We start from the raw sequence: 13,720 nt of genomic DNA, 5'->3' as shown, positions 1-13,720 counted from the left end.
GCCGTCGCGGACGCATTGACGTGGCACCGACGCGCAGGCCCGCAACGTGGGTCACCATCGAAATCGGGACCTTCCGCATGAGAGCAGGAGCCGTGCGTGGCACCGACCGCTGTTGAAGCCTCGCCCGTGCTCGCGGCATTGCTGGGCGGCTCGGCGGCCGCGGCGGCGACCGCGATGGGCACGCTGCCGGCGCTGTTCGCGAAAAGCATCGAGCGGCGGACCCAGGACACCCTGCTCGGCTTCGGCGCCGGCGTCATGCTCGCCGCCACCGCGTTCTCGCTGGTGCTGCCGGGGATCGACGCGGCGCTGTCGCAGGGCGCCGGTCCCTGGGGCGCGGGCCTGCTGGTCGGCCTTTCGATCCTGGCCGGCGCGGCGCTGGTGATGGCGATGGACAGGGCCGTGCCGCACGAGCACTTCATCAAGGGCCCGGAAGGGCGGAGTTCACCGCGGATGCGGCGGACGTGGCTGTTCGTGTTCGCGATCGCGCTGCACAACCTGCCCGAAGGCCTGGCGATCGGCGTCGCCTACGCCACCGACATCGGCCAGGGCCACGCGCTGGCCACCGGCATCGCGCTGCAGGACATCCCCGAAGGGCTGGTGGTGGCGGTGGCGCTGATCGCCGCCGGCATGGCGCGCACCCCGGCGGTGCTGGTCGGCATGGGCTCGGGCCTGATCGAGCCGGTCGGCGCGGTGGCGGGGGCGAGCGCGGTGGTCGCGCTGCCGCTGCTGCTGCCGATCGGGCTGGGCGTGGCGGCGGGCGCGATGCTGTTCGTGGTCAGCCACGAGATCATCCCCGAGTCGCACCGGCAGGGGCGCGAGAAGTTCGCCACCGCCGGGCTGATGATCGGTTTCGTGCTGATGATGTTGCTGGACACCGCCCTCGGCTAGCGTGCCGCGGCGCTACCGCGTCGCAGGCCGGCGTCGATGGAGGGGCAAAGGGAACGAAGCGGGCCGGGCGGACCGCTTCGTCCATTCCGGTCAGTGCCGCGGCAGGCCCGAGCCGTTCCCGCCCAGCTCCGCACCGGTCGGCGGATTCATGGTCGGGTCCGATTTCGTCCGCACCGCCATCTGCTTGAGCACGTCCTTCTGCCCCGGCTCCAGCTGCACCGACGACAGGCCATCGCCGCCGTCCATTGCCAGGTGCGCCTCCCGGTCGGAGATGTAGTTGAAGTTCTCGTCGCTGTTCCACGACCCGCGCATGTCGCCGTCGCCCTGCGAGGTGTTGACGTACACGTTGGCGAACTCCGGCTTGCCCGGATTCTTGCCCGGCGGGAAATTCGGCTGGATCGAGTACAGCGCCTTCTCGAACGACTGCTGGTGTGACATTTCGCGGGTCATCAGGAAGCCCAGCGCATCCTTCACGCCCGGGTCGTCGGTCAGCGCGATCAGGCGCTCGTACACGATCTTGGCCCGCGCCTCGGCCGCGATGTTGGAACGCAGGTCGGCGGTGGGTTCGCCGATGCTGTCGATATAGCCGGCCGTCCACAGCTGGCCGCCGGAGTTGGTCAGCGCCGGTCCGCCGCCGTACAGGACCTGGGTGACGTGGGAGCTGTTGCCGGCACCCTGCAGCTTGCGGAACAGCTCGGATTCCTCGTCAACCGCCTCGGCCAGTTCGCCCTTCGCGCCCTTGTTGAGCATGCCGACGATGGTGCCGATGACCTCGAGGTGGCTGAGCTCCTCGGTGGCGATGTCGAGCAGCATGTCCTTGCGCCCCGGGTCGTCCTCGGCCAGCGCCTGGGTGAAGTAACGCATCGCCGCGGCGAGCTCGCCCTGCGGGCCGCCGAATTGTTCAAGCATGAGGTTGGCGAGCGCGGGGTTCGGCTCGGAAACGTGTACGGAATATTGCAGGCGCTTGTTGTGCGCGAACATGGGGCGTCCTCCAGTGGTGGGCTGCCCTGGAACGGGCGGCTTCGGCAAGCAGCTCCGCAGTGGAAACCGGACCTGCGATCGCGGGTGCGACCGCGTTCCACTATCCGCCGGTGTGGTTAATTGGCAGCGAACGAACAATGGAGCCGGCGTGACGGCGGCAAGGCCTCGCCTATCGACCGCCAGGTTCCGATTACCGACTCAGCCGGCGCGGTCCGTGAGCGCGTGCTGGATTTCCTCGAGCCGGTGGCCGCGTGTCTCGATGCCGCCGCGCATCAGCATCACCGCCGAGGCGGCCATCGGCAGTGCGATCAGCAGCGCCGACCACGACAGGTGGGAGAACAGCCCGGCCACGCCCAGCCCGGCGCCGAGGATGCCGCCGAACTTGGAGCTGGCGGCGATGACGCCGGCACCGGTGCCGCGCAGGTGCACCGGGTAGATCTCGGCGGCGTACGGAATCAGCATCGCGATCACGCCGCTGCTGCTGACCAGCAGGGCCGCGGTGGCGGTGGTGGTCGCCAGCGTCGAGCGCAGGTCGGCCAGGTCGATCGCCACGAAGGCCAGCAGCGAGGCCGCGGTGAGCGCGATGAACAGGACCAGCGAACGCACCGTGCTCCAGCGGTGGTACAGCCACACCACCACGCCGATGCCCGGCAGCGCGAGCAGCGCCGATTGCGCCAGCAGTGCGCTGGCGGCGTTCGGATCGACCCCGAGCTGCACCAGGTTCACCGGCAGCCACAGTACGAAGCCGAAGTTGACCAGCCCCCAGGCAACGCCGCAGGTCGCCAGCGCCCCGCTGATCCGCGCATGGCGGCCGCGCATCAACTGGCGCAGGCCGGCGACCGGGTGGCTTTCGTCGATGACGGGCGGTGCCGGGTGGGCGGCGTCGTCGCGCTGGGGCGGGGCGGCCGAGAAGCGCGCCAGCACCGCACGCGCCCGGTCCGTCAGCCCGACGCTGGCGAGGAACCGCGGCGACTCGGGGATGAAGCGGTTGAGGAAGATGATCAGCGCCCCGGTCGGCAACCCCAGCAGCCACAGCGCCCGCCAGCTCAGCAGCGGCTCCAGCCAGGTCGCCGCGCCGGCGGCGGCGAGGTAGCCGGCCGAGGTGCCGACGCCGCCGAGCGCGACCAGCAGCCAGCCACGGTGCCCGGCCGGCACGGTCTCGGCCATCAGGGTGAACGTGATCGGCAGCAGGCCGCCGGCCGAGGCGCCCATCAGGAAGCACATCGCCAGGTTCCACTCGAACGTCGGCATCGCGCCGCAGATCGACGTACCCATGAACATCAGCGCCGACAGCAGGATCGCCGCGCGGCGCCCGAACACGTCGGCCAGCCGGCCCCACACGATCGAGCCGACGGTGGTGCCCACCAGCGCCACCAGCGCCAGCAGCCCGGCCGACCGTTCGGCGATGCCGTATTCGGCGGTCATGCCGGGGATCACGAAGCCCAGCGTCGCCGGCTTCATCACGTCGACGGTCAACGCCACCACCAGCACCGCCACCAGCTTCCAGTGCTCGCGGTTGAGCGCGGCGCCATCGGCGACGTGGAACCGCAGCGGCCCGCCCGCACCCGCGCGCACCTGGCGCATCTGCGCCAGCCGCGGCATCAACCCGTAGAACGCCAGCGCCAGCCCGGCCGGGATGATCGCCATGCCGGCCAGCATCCAGCCGTCCATCGGCATGCCGACCATCTGCCAGTGGGTGTGCCGGCCCATCATGAACATCGGCACGTGCGAGAACACGCCGGCGACGAGCAGGGCGCAACCGAGCCAGAACGCGACGGGGTGGTGGAACGACAGGCTTCGGTCGGTCATCGGGAATCGCCACGGGGCGGCGCCGCGCGGACGCCACCGGGACACGCGGGCCAGGGCCCGTCGGAGGACCTAACCGGCGTCGGCAGCGTCGTCGGCGGTGTCGAGGAAGTACGGCTCGACGGTGCCGTTGACCTTCATCGTCATTGGCTGGCCGCGACGGTCCAGCGACTTGCCGACCGGCAACCGCACCCAGCCCTCGCTGACGCAGTATTCCTCGACGTTGTGGCGCTCCACGCCGTTGAAACGGATACCGATGCCACGCTCCAGCACGGCGGCGTCGTGGTGCGGGCTGCGCGGATCGGTGGCCAGGCGGTCGGGCGGGGTGTCGGACATCGGGACGGTTCTCGGGTGGGTGGCGCGGCCACGGGCGCACAAGGATAAGGCGAGGGGCGCCGGGATCGGGAATGCCCCGCCCCGGGGTTCGCGACCTGTCGGCGCACGCCGAGCCGCGAACGCTTCGAGGCGGGACGGGGCGCGATCGGCGAGGGGCCGGCGGTGCCCGCTGAACAGGGCCGTCGGGATGTCCCACGGGGTTGTTGCAATCCGTGGCGGGCCGGGCTACGGTTCGCGTGCTGCTTGCCAGGGTCACCGTGAATCGTGGCCCGATGCCGTAGATCCCTGATCCGCTACATCGTTGCACCTCGCTTACTCCTTGCAACCAGCACACCACCGCGCAAGCGGAATTCCAGAAAAAACGTTCCAAGGAGCAAGAAAATGTCGAACCGTGAAACCGGTACCGTCAAGTGGTTCAACGATGCCAAGGGCTTTGGCTTCATCTCCCGCGAGAATGGCGAGGACGTGTTCGTCCACTTCCGCGCCATCCAGGGCCAGGGCTTCAAGTCCCTGCAGGAAGGCCAGAAGGTCAGCTTCACCGTCACCCAGGGCCAGAAGGGCCTGCAGGCTGACGCCGTCGAAGCGCTGTAAGGCATCGATCGGAGCGGGCGCCACGGCGGCCGCAACGTGATCCAGGAAAACCCGGCCTCGGCCGGGTTTTCTTTTGGGCACGCCCCCGGCTTCGGCCGGTTTTTTCTTTGGGCTGGCGCGAACGCGCGTTGACCCCGCCTGCGCGGCATCGGTGCTAAACCCGCGGTGTCCCTTCGCGCAGGAGTACCGATGAGCAAGTTCCATCCCCCCGCCTCCCCCGAGGACGAGGTCCGTACCGATGCCGGCGAGCTGCGCAAACCCGGCGACCGCGCGGACCAGCCGCTCCAGGGCGGCGACCTCACCCCGCCACTCCAGCAGCAGCGCGGCGACGGCTTCCCTTCGGCCGATGAGATCGACGCCGGTCGCCCGCCGGAAGACTGAGGCGGGCGCGGTCAGCCCGGATCGAGTCGACGCACGGCGCGGATCCGGTCGACCCAGACATCGAGCCAGCCGGCGGATTCGGGATGTTCCAGCGCCGGCTGCTCGATCCGCACCACCGCGTTCATGCCTTCCCGGCCGTCGGGTCCGAAGAACAGCTGCGCGATCGGGCGGGCCGCGACGATCCCGGTGAGCTGGTCGCCGTCCTCCATGTCGAGCGCGACGTGGGCGCCGTTGGGCAGCTGTTCGATCACGCGCTGCAGCGCGGAGATCCCGGCGGGATCGGTGTGGACGCGTTCGGCATTGCGGGTCATCGGCACGGTCTCGCGGCGGACTGGCCACGACGCTAGCGCCGGCGGCGGCAAACCCCGGTGAACCCGGCCGGTCGGTCGCGGCGCGCCATCGCCGGCCGGAAAGCGATCAACGCGCGCATCACATTCATCTTTCGATACTCGATGGCCCGCACCGCACCGCCGCAGGAGCTCCGCCATGGCCCGCCCGATCTGGTCCGGAACGCTGTCGTTCGGCCTGCTCAACATCCCGGTGTCGCTGATGTCGGGCGAACGCAAGACCGACATTTCGTTCCGGATGCTGGACTCGCGCAACAACCAGCCGATCCGCTACGAGCGGGTCAACGCCGAGACCGGCGAGGAAGTGGCGTGGAAGGACATCGTCAAGGCGTTCGAATACGACAAGGGCAGCTACGTCGTGCTCGAACCCGACGACATCAAGTCGGCCGCGCCCGAGAGCCATGACGCCATCGAGGTCGAGGCCTTCGTCGACGTCGCCGCGATCGGCCCGCAGTACTTCGAGAAGCCCTACGTGCTGGTGCCGGCCAAGAAGGCCGAGAAGGGCTACGTGCTGTTGCGCGAGGCGCTGGCGAAGACCGGAAGGATCGGCATCGCGCGGGTGGTGATCCGCACCCGCGAGAGCCTGTGCGCGGTGATGCCGCAGGACAACGCCCTGCTGCTGATGATGATGCGTTACCCGCAGGAGCTCATCGACATCGAGGAGTACCGCATCCCCGAGGGCAAGAGCACCGATTACCGCATTACCGACAAGGAGCTGGAGTTCTCGGAGCAGCTGATCCAGACCATGTCCGGCGACTGGGAGCCGGAGCAGTACCAGGACGAATTCCGCCAGCGCCTGCAGGACGTCATCACCAAGCGGATGAAGGACAGCGGCGTGGTGAAGCACGGCGACGAGGAGCCGCCGGTGCACGACCATGCGGCGACCAACGTGGTCGATTTCATGGAGCTGCTGCAGCAGAGCATCGCCAAGAAGCAGCGCACGCCGGCGAAGAAGAGCGGCAAGGCCGCCGACGCCGACGCCGATGCCGACGACGACAAGCCGAGGAAGACGGCGAAGAAGACCACGAAGAAGACGGCCGCTAAGGCGTCCTCGAAAAAGCCTGCCGCGAAGAAAGCCGCGACCAAGAAGGGCGCAGCCAAGAAGACCGGCAAGAAGAAGGCCGCGTAAGCCGCGCCCATGAGCCTGCGCGAATACGCCCGCAAGCGCCGCTTCGACCAGACCCCGGAGCCGGCCGACGACGCCGGCGGCAAGCGCGGGCGGCGGCCGATCTTCGTCATCCAGCTGCACCACGCCAGCGTGCGCCATTACGACTTCCGGCTGGAGATGGACGGCGCGCTCAAGAGCTGGTCGGTGCCGAAGGGGCCGTCACTGCGGGTCGGCGAGAAGCGCCTTGCGGTCGAGGTCGAGGACCATCCGCTGAGCTATGCCGAGTTCGAGGGCGACATCCCCGAAGGCCACTACGGCGCCGGCCACGTCGACCTGTTCGACCGTGGGGTGTGGAGCAGCAACGGCGACCCGCTGGAGGCGCTGGCGGCGGGCAAGATCGACTTCGTCCTGCACGGCAGCAAACTCGGCGGCGGCTGGAAGCTGGTGCGCACCGCCAAGCCGGCCAGCAAGCCGCAGTGGCTGCTGATCAAGCGCGACGACGAATTCGCCGCCGACACCGAGGCCGACGAGCTGACCGATGCGCCGACGCCGAAGGACTGGAAGGGGCGGCGGCCGTCGGGGCCACCGAAAGCCGGCGGCACCCGCGCCAGGCCGGCAAAGAAGGCTGCGGCCAGCGGGTCGGCGTCGAAGAAGTCGACCCGCCGCCGCAAGGTCGACTGGGCCGCCCGCGCCGCCGCCCTCGACGGCGCGAAGCCGTTGCGCGGTTCGACCGGAGTCGATCCGCAGCTGGCCACCCTGCGCGAGTCGCCACCCGCCGGCGACGGCTGGCTGCATGAGCTCAAATGGGACGGTTACCGCCTGCTGGCGCGCATCGACGACGGCAGGGCGACGCTGCGCTCGCGCAACGGCCTGGACTGGACCGCCGACTACCCGGACATCGTCGGCGCGCTCGAGGCACTCGGCGCCGCCGACGCGAGCCTGGACGGCGAGCTGATCGCGCTCGACGCCAAGGGCCGCAACAGCTTCTCCGACCTGCAGCGCACCATCGAGGGCAGCGCCAATGCCGTGCTGCGCTACGTCATCTTCGACCTGCCGACGCTCGCCGGCGTCGACCTCGCCGGGACCCGCCTGGACGCGCGCAAGGCGCTGCTGGAGGCACTGCTGGAAGGCGCCGAAGAGGACGGCGTGCTCGCCTACAGCCAGCACATCGTCGGCCACGGTGACGAGGTGTTCGCCGCCAGCCGGAAGCAGGCGATGGAGGGCATCATCAGCAAGGCCGCCGATGCGCGCTACACGCCGGGGCGCTCGAAGACCTGGCTGAAGGTCAAGCACGCCGAGACCGACGAGTTCATCGTGGTCGGCTTTACCGCACCCAAGCGCTCTCGGGTCGGCTTCGGTTCGCTGCTGATGGCCACCCGCGAGGCCGGGCGGTTGAAGTACGTCGGGCGGGTGGGCACCGGCTTCGACGACGAGAAGCTGCGCTCGCTGACGGCGCGGCTGCAGAAGCTGTCGCGCAAGGAGCCGACCGTCCTGTTGCCGGCGCACATCCCGTTCGCGCCGCGCGACGTGACCTGGGTGGAGCCGCGGCTGGTCGCCGAACTGGCGTTCCGCGGCTGGGGCAAGGAGGGCCTGCTGCGGCAGGCCAGTTTCCAGCGGTTGCGGGTCGACAAGGAGGCGGGTGACGTGGGCGAACAGGACACCTTCAAGCTGAGCAGCCCGGGCAAGCTGATCTACCCGGCCGAGAAGATCACCAAGCAGCAGGTGGCCGACTACTACCGCGCGATCGCGCCGCAGCTGCTGCCGGAAGTCGCCGGCCGACCACTGTCGATGCTGCGGTGTCCCGACGGGGTCAAGGGCCAGTGCTTCTTCCAGAAGCACCACGCCGACACCCTCGGCGGCAATGTCCACGCGGTGCCGATCCGCGAGAAGGGCGTCGGCGGGCTGGAGGACTATGTCTATATCGACGACGTCGCCGGCCTGCTCGACCTGGTGCAGATGAACGTGCTGGAGCTGCACCCGTGGGGCTCGCGGGTGGAGGACGTCGAGCATCCCGACCGGCTGGTGTTCGACCTCGACCCCGGCGAGGGCGTGAAGTGGCCGGCGATCAAGGCCGCCGCCCGCGACATCCGCGCGCGGCTGGAGGAGATCGGCATGCAGGGCTTCCTGCGGCTGTCCGGCGGCAAGGGCCTGCACGTGGTGGTGCCGATCGCGCCGGGGCCGAGCTGGACCGAGGCGAAGGCGTTCTGCGAGGCGTTCGCCGATGCGCTGGCGACGCAGGCGCCGGACAAATACGTCGCCACCGCGTCGAAGGCCAAGCGCAAGGGGGTGATCTTCATCGACTGGCTGCGCAACGGCCGCGGCGCGACCAGCGTCGCCAGCTGGTCGCTGCGCGCGCGCGCCGGCGCCGGCGTGGCGGTGCCATTGCGCTGGGACGAGCTGGGACGGACGAAGGGTGGCGCTGACTACAACCTGGAACGCGCGCTGCGCCGCGCCGCGGGGCTGCGCAAGGATCCGTGGGAGGGCTGGGAGCAGGCGGTGGGGCAGAAGCTGGTGGGGTTCGGGTAGGGTTCCAGCTCGCCACACGGCGTGATCGACAGGGTGTTCGCGGACGCCGTGGCTGTAGCTGTTGCCGCCCGCGTCGGCCAGCGAATGTACGGGCTCTTGTTGGAGCGGCTTCAGCCGCGATCTGAAACTGTTCGCTCGCACCGACTCCAGATCGCGACTGACGTCGCTCCTACGGGGCACTTCGACCGGACGCTTCGGGCGCGATGACGCCGCCGGCGCACGGAACTGAACACCAACCTGACCCGCAGGTTCAACCCGTTCAGTCGCTGCAGGCCGCGCGTCGATAAAATGTGACGATGGCTTCCGCTCCCCATCTGCGCCTCCTTCCGCGCGCCGCGCTGGCGCTTCTCGTCGCCACGATCGCCGGCTGCGGCAGCACGCCGGGGCCGGTGGAAACGGCAGGCGGCGAGGCGGTGCACGCGCCGGCCGACCCCGCGTCCGGAGCTCCGGTGCCGTTCGTGCAATCGCCCGTCGCGACGCCCACCCTCGCCGAGCGCCTCGCCCTCGCCGCGCCAGCGGCGGACCCGCACGTGATTTCGCTGGCGCTGGAAGCCCAGCGCTGCGCCACTCTCGACGGCGCGATCGGCGGCGTGGAGCGGTTGGCGGTGATCGACTACTCGCGGCCGTCCACCGAGCCGCGGCTGTGGGTGTTCGACCTCGCCCGCGGCGAGCTGCTCTACGCCGAGCATGTCGCCCACGGCAAGTACAGCGGCGCGAACATGACCACCGCGTTCTCCAACGCCGAGGGCAGCCTGATGTCGAGCCTGGGGTTGTTCAGCACCGCGGAGACCTACGTCGGCGGCAACGGCTACTCGCTGCGGATGGACGGGCTGGAGCCGGGCTTCAACGACCACGCGCGCGAGCGGCTGATCGTCATGCACGGCGCGGGTTACGTCGATCCGGCACAGGCGCTGCAGCAGGGAAGGTTGGGGCGCAGCTTCGGTTGCCCGGCGGTGCGCGAGGAGATCGCGCAGGAACTCATCGACACCCTCAAGGACGGCCAGTTGCTGTTCGCCTACTACCCCGACAGCCAGTGGCTGGAAGGCTCGCGCTTCCTCGGCTGCGACAACGCCGGCGCGGATGCTTCAGTCGCGAGCAAGGCTGGACCGTAGGTTTCACGCAGCACCGAATCGCGCTCACGCAGCATCGATCGAAACCACGCAAGGTATCGATCCCGTGAACCGAAGCACTGCCGCGCACCGCAACAAGACCCCGCTGCACAATGCCATCGCGCTGGCCTGCGCACTCGCGCTGGCACCGTTTGCCGCGACCGCCCAGGACGACGCCCGCAGCGAACGGGCCGCGCCCAGCGAAGCGGTCGACCAGACCACCGACAATCCCAACGACGCCGCGTTGACCACCCGCGTCGGTGATGGCGACGCCGGTGCGGCCGCGTTGCGTGCGCAGGTGCTGCTGGACCGCGCGCACTTCTCCCCCGGCGAGATCGATGGCGCGTACGGCAGCAACACCAGCGAGGCGATCGAGGGCTTCCAGCGCAGCCGGGATCTCGAGCCCACCGGCGTAGTCGATGCGCCGACGTGGGAGGCGCTCAACATGGACACCGCCGACGTGCTGGTGTCCTACACGGTCACCGCCGCCGACGTCGCCGGACCGTTCCGCAGAATTCCCTCCGACATGGAAGCGAAGGCGGGACTCGAGCGGCTCGGTTACACCTCCGCGCTGGAGGCGCTGGGCGAAAAGTTCCACGCCAGCCCGGCGCTGCTGGAGAAGCTCAACCCCGGCGGCAAACTGGAGGCCGGTGCCGACTGGCGGGTCCCCAACGTGGCCGCGGCGTCCCTGCCGGAGGGCGGGCATGTCGTCGTCGACAAGTCCGACGCCGTGGTGAGGCTGGTCGGCGAGGATGGCAAGACGCTGGCGCAGTGGCCGGCGACGATGGGCAGCCAGCACGATCCGCTCCCGATCGGCGAATGGGAGATCAAGGGCGTCGCGAAGGACCCGGTGTTCCACTACAACCCGGACCTGTTCTGGGACGCCGACCCGGGCCACGGCAAGGCCGAGATCGCCCCCGGTCCGAACAATCCGGTGGGCGTGGTATGGATCGATCTGTCGAAAGAGCACTACGGCATCCACGGCACGCCCGAACCGTCGACCATCGGCAAGACCCAGTCGCACGGCTGCATCCGGATGACCAACTGGAGTGCGCGCGCGCTGGCCGAGGCAGTGGCGCCGGGCACGCGGGCGGTGCTGCAGGAATGACGCCGCGGGCCGGGCGCCTCGCCCGCCATGGTCGCTGGACGCGGCCGGGAGGTCGCGCGTGCTGAGGATCGCGCTGGTATTCCTTGCCGGGCTGCTGGTCGGCGCCAACGTCGTGTACTTCCTGATGGCGGGGCGACAGGCCGACCCCGACGCGGCGCTGATGTTCCAGCGCGAGCGCACCCAGCACGACGGTCCGGTGGACATGCCCGGCGCACCGGCCGAGCGGGTCCGGGCCGCGCCCGGGCCGATGGCACCGCCGGCCGCTGATCGCACCCGCTCGGGTGCGACCCGCGGAACCGGGGTACCGGGCGACCCCTCGCGCCAGGTGCCGGCGTTGGGCGACGACGGCTCGGCGCCGTCGAGCGAAGGGTCGTCGGCGGCACCGGTCGGGCCGGCGACCAGCGCCACGGGTCTGATCGTTCCGGTCCGCGGCGTCACCGTCGGGCAGCTGTCCAACACCTTCGACGACGCGCGTGGCCAGGGTCGCGTGCACGAGGCGCTCGACATCATGGCGCCGCGCGGCACCCCGGTGCTGGCGGTCGCCGATGGCATGGTGGAGAAGCTGTTCACCAGCGACCGCGGCGGGTTGACGATCTACCAGTTCGAACCGACCGGCCGCCACGCCTACTACTACGCCCACCTGGACCGCTATGCCGCCGGGCTGGAGGAGGGCGACAGCCTCGAGCAGGGCCAGGTGATCGGCTACGTCGGCAGCACCGGCAACGCCAGCGACGACGCCCCGCACCTGCACTTCGCGATCTTCGTGCTCGGCCCGGAGAAGCGCTGGTGGGAGGGCACCGCGATCAATCCGTACCCGATCCTCGCCGGCAGGAAGCCGTTGTAGGAGCGCCATTCGCGACTCGGACGGCGCGACAACGGGCGGTGGAAATCGCCGCGTGTGTAGGAGCGGCATAAGTCGCGACCCGCTGACAGTCGTGGACGTGCCGATGTCGCGGGGTCGAAGGACGCCTCGGTCGCGCGATCGCGGGCGGGCGCTGAACGGCGTGCTTTGCGGCGTCAGTGGGTCGCGGCTGAAGCCGCTCCTACAAAGGCCCGGGCCGGCCGACGGTGTCATCCATGCGCAGGACATACACCCGCGCGCAGCAGCAACCGCGCGGGCCGGCGGCGTCGCCGCGTCACGCGCGCTCGAACGCTTCGATCTCCTCGATCCGCCGCCGCGCGCGGCGCAGGTTGCAGCCCGACAGGTCGTCGATCATCGCGCGCAGGCGTGGGCTGGCCGGCGGATGCCGGCCCCAGCGCAGCGCCAGCCAGACGCTGGCGGCCATCGCCAGCACACCGAAGCCGAGCGTTGCCAGTACCCAGCCCGGCGCGGCGGCGTACAGGTCGATGCCGAGCCACAGCCGCGCGCCGACCATCGTCGCCACCAGCCACAGGCACCACCACGGCAGGCCCAGCGCGACGGTGGTGACCGTGGTGAAGCGCTGCAGCCGCGCGAGCCGGCGCTGGATATCGAGCACCGGCGCGGTGTAGTAGACCCCGGCCGCGAGCAGCGCACGGGTCGCGCTGGCCCAGATCGCGGCGATGCCGTAGGCGTGCAGCACCAGCCCGGCGGCGAGCAGGTGCGGGGTGTGGCGGTGGTCGAACCAGAACGAGGCGGCGACCACCACCATCACGATCCACAGCAGCAGTTCCAGCAGCTGCGCCAGCCCGAACCACCGCAGCGATGCGCGGCTGTGGCCGATGCCGCGCTCGCGCCGCTCCTGCAGCGCCAGCGCCTCCAGTGCGTCGGCGCGCAGGTCGAGCCGGGTCCACGCCGCGTCGAGTTCGGCGTCGAGCCGGCGCCAGGCGGTCTTCAGTTCGTCGAGTTCGTCGAGTCCCATTAACGCGTCCTCGCGGCGGGGGTGGTGGGTGCCAGTTCCTCGCGCAGGCGCTGGCGGAGGCGGTGCAGCCGGGTGGCGACGTTGCTCTCGCCGATGCCGAGGATCTCGGCGATCTCACGGTGGCTGCGTTCGTCGAGGTACAGCAGCATCAGCGCGCGGTTGAACGGGTCGAGCCGGTGGATGACGGCGTGCAGGGCACGTAAGCCGGCGTCGACCTCGGCGCCCGCGTGGTCGTGGCCGGGCAGGGCGGCGATCGCCTCGTCGTCGAGGCTGGCGTGGTGGCGGTGCCGCAACCCGGCGCTGCGCGACTGCGAGATCGCCACGTTCAGCCCGATCCGGTACAGCCAGGTCGAGAACCGGCTGCGCGCGGGGTCGAAGCCGGCGAACGCGCGCCACGCCTGCGCGCTGATGTCCTGCACCAGGTCGCGGCGGTCCTCGGGGTCACGGCAGTAGCCGTGGGCGATCTTCAGCACGATGCCGCGGTGCCGGTCGAGCAGCGCGGCGAAGCGCGCCTGCGGCGGATCGTTGTCGGCGGCGACGGCGTCGGTCATCGGCAGGGCGCGGCTGGTGTCCATGCGGGGGTGATTCGCATGGAGGCGGGGAATATCACACGGCGTGTCGTGGTGGCTTTCGTGAGGGTTCGGGCGGACGCCCTCCCCGCCGATGTAGGAGCGGCTTCAGCCGCGATCGTGGAACCG

14 protein-coding genes are annotated in these 13,720 nt (G+C 70.3%); 8 read left to right on the top strand and 6 right to left on the bottom strand.

Annotated elements, in window-relative coordinates:
- The first annotated feature begins 96 nt into the window (after positions 1-96).
- Entirely contained in the window at positions 97-888 is a 792-nt protein-coding gene (locus U8331_RS13215) for a ZIP family metal transporter (RefSeq protein WP_481131471.1), read from the top strand.
- Between the two features lie 90 nt (positions 889-978).
- Here the strand turns inward: U8331_RS13215 and U8331_RS13210 are convergent, their stop codons facing one another.
- The 3 genes from U8331_RS13210 to U8331_RS13200 all read right to left on the bottom strand — a co-directional run bounded on the left by U8331_RS13210 (position 979) and on the right by U8331_RS13200 (position 4,011).
- Positions 979-1,869, bottom strand: a complete 891-nt coding sequence (locus U8331_RS13210) for a manganese catalase family protein (RefSeq protein ID WP_481131470.1) — start codon at positions 1,867-1,869, stop codon at positions 979-981.
- Between the two features lie 198 nt (positions 1,870-2,067).
- On the bottom strand, positions 2,068-3,678 hold the full coding sequence (locus tag U8331_RS13205; RefSeq protein ID WP_481131469.1) for an MFS transporter: 1,611 nt from the start codon (positions 3,676-3,678) through the stop codon (positions 2,068-2,070).
- 69 nt (positions 3,679-3,747) lie between these two features.
- Complete coding sequence (locus tag U8331_RS13200; protein WP_481131468.1) at positions 3,748-4,011, bottom strand: DUF3297 family protein; 264 nt, start codon at positions 4,009-4,011, stop codon at positions 3,748-3,750.
- 381 nt (positions 4,012-4,392) lie between these two features.
- On the opposite strand from U8331_RS13200, the gene U8331_RS13195 reads away from it, so the two are divergent.
- The gene (locus U8331_RS13195) at positions 4,393-4,602 is read left to right on the top strand and encodes a cold-shock protein (RefSeq protein ID WP_036194962.1); all 210 of its coding nucleotides are present in this window, start codon (positions 4,393-4,395) and stop codon (positions 4,600-4,602) included.
- Between the two features lie 189 nt (positions 4,603-4,791).
- Positions 4,792-4,983 carry a hypothetical protein gene (locus U8331_RS13190; RefSeq protein WP_481131467.1) on the top strand — a complete coding sequence of 64 codons (192 nt, stop codon included), beginning with the start codon at positions 4,792-4,794 and terminating at the stop codon, positions 4,981-4,983.
- 11 nt (positions 4,984-4,994) lie between these two features.
- On the opposite strand, the gene U8331_RS13185 is transcribed toward U8331_RS13190, so the two are convergent.
- A complete protein-coding gene (locus tag U8331_RS13185) occupies positions 4,995-5,294 on the bottom strand; it encodes a DUF3247 family protein (RefSeq protein ID WP_481131466.1) in 300 nt (99 codons plus the stop codon).
- A gap of 175 nt (positions 5,295-5,469) precedes the next feature.
- On the opposite strand from U8331_RS13185, the gene ku reads away from it, so the two are divergent.
- The 5 genes from ku to U8331_RS13160 all read left to right on the top strand — a co-directional run bounded on the left by ku (position 5,470) and on the right by U8331_RS13160 (position 12,025).
- Positions 5,470-6,459 carry a non-homologous end joining protein Ku gene (gene ku / locus U8331_RS13180; protein WP_481131465.1) on the top strand — a complete coding sequence of 330 codons (990 nt, stop codon included), beginning with the start codon at positions 5,470-5,472 and terminating at the stop codon, positions 6,457-6,459.
- Between the two features lie 9 nt (positions 6,460-6,468).
- Positions 6,469-8,964 (top strand): DNA ligase D, encoded by a 2,496-nt coding sequence (ligD, locus tag U8331_RS13175; protein ID WP_481131464.1) that lies wholly within the window; start codon positions 6,469-6,471, stop codon positions 8,962-8,964.
- A 296-nt stretch (positions 8,965-9,260) separates the two neighbouring features.
- On the top strand, positions 9,261-10,076 hold the full coding sequence (locus U8331_RS13170) for a murein L,D-transpeptidase catalytic domain family protein (protein ID WP_481131463.1): 816 nt from the start codon (positions 9,261-9,263) through the stop codon (positions 10,074-10,076).
- Positions 10,077-10,140: 64 nt separating this feature from the next.
- Positions 10,141-11,181: a L,D-transpeptidase family protein gene (locus U8331_RS13165; protein ID WP_481131462.1), complete on the top strand. Its 1,041-nt coding sequence runs from the start codon at positions 10,141-10,143 to the stop codon at positions 11,179-11,181.
- Positions 11,182-11,242: 61 nt separating this feature from the next.
- Positions 11,243-12,025: a M23 family metallopeptidase gene (locus U8331_RS13160; protein WP_481132993.1), complete on the top strand. Its 783-nt coding sequence runs from the start codon at positions 11,243-11,245 to the stop codon at positions 12,023-12,025.
- A 292-nt stretch (positions 12,026-12,317) separates the two neighbouring features.
- Here U8331_RS13160 and U8331_RS13155 read toward each other — a convergent pair whose 3' ends face one another.
- Both U8331_RS13155 and U8331_RS13150 read right to left on the bottom strand, forming a co-directional pair.
- A complete protein-coding gene (locus tag U8331_RS13155) occupies positions 12,318-13,022 on the bottom strand; it encodes a hypothetical protein (protein WP_481131461.1) in 705 nt (234 codons plus the stop codon).
- Entirely contained in the window at positions 13,022-13,573 is a 552-nt protein-coding gene (locus U8331_RS13150; protein ID WP_481132992.1) for an RNA polymerase sigma factor, read from the bottom strand. Before U8331_RS13150 ends, U8331_RS13155 begins: the two co-directional genes overlap by 1 nt.
- Positions 13,574-13,720: the final 147 nt, after the last annotated feature.

The organism is Lysobacter sp. CC-YZS074, assembly GCF_056739745.1.
Note: the sequence above shows the minus strand (reverse complement) of the source record. Positions and strands in the feature narration are given on the sequence as shown.

What these genes read in the sequence shown, in the direction of transcription:
- U8331_RS13210 (WP_481131470.1), bottom strand. Translation starts at nt 1,869, where the DNA reads ATGTTCGCGCACAACAAGCGCCTGCAATATTCCGTACACGTTTCCGAG.
- U8331_RS13205 (WP_481131469.1), bottom strand. Translation starts at nt 3,678, where the DNA reads ATGACCGACCGAAGCCTGTCGTTCCACCACCCCGTCGCGTTCTGGCTC.
- U8331_RS13200 (WP_481131468.1), bottom strand. Translation starts at nt 4,011, where the DNA reads ATGTCCGACACCCCGCCCGACCGCCTGGCCACCGATCCGCGCAGCCCG.
- U8331_RS13195 (WP_036194962.1), top strand. Translation starts at nt 4,393, where the DNA reads ATGTCGAACCGTGAAACCGGTACCGTCAAGTGGTTCAACGATGCCAAG.
- U8331_RS13190 (WP_481131467.1), top strand. Translation starts at nt 4,792, where the DNA reads ATGAGCAAGTTCCATCCCCCCGCCTCCCCCGAGGACGAGGTCCGTACC.
- U8331_RS13185 (WP_481131466.1), bottom strand. Translation starts at nt 5,294, where the DNA reads ATGACCCGCAATGCCGAACGCGTCCACACCGATCCCGCCGGGATCTCC.
- ku (WP_481131465.1), top strand. Translation starts at nt 5,470, where the DNA reads ATGGCCCGCCCGATCTGGTCCGGAACGCTGTCGTTCGGCCTGCTCAAC.
- ligD (WP_481131464.1), top strand. Translation starts at nt 6,469, where the DNA reads ATGAGCCTGCGCGAATACGCCCGCAAGCGCCGCTTCGACCAGACCCCG.
- U8331_RS13170 (WP_481131463.1), top strand. Translation starts at nt 9,261, where the DNA reads ATGGCTTCCGCTCCCCATCTGCGCCTCCTTCCGCGCGCCGCGCTGGCG.
- U8331_RS13155 (WP_481131461.1), bottom strand. Translation starts at nt 13,022, where the DNA reads ATGGGACTCGACGAACTCGACGAACTGAAGACCGCCTGGCGCCGGCTC.
- U8331_RS13150 (WP_481132992.1), bottom strand. Translation starts at nt 13,573, where the DNA reads ATGACCGACGCCGTCGCCGCCGACAACGATCCGCCGCAGGCGCGCTTC.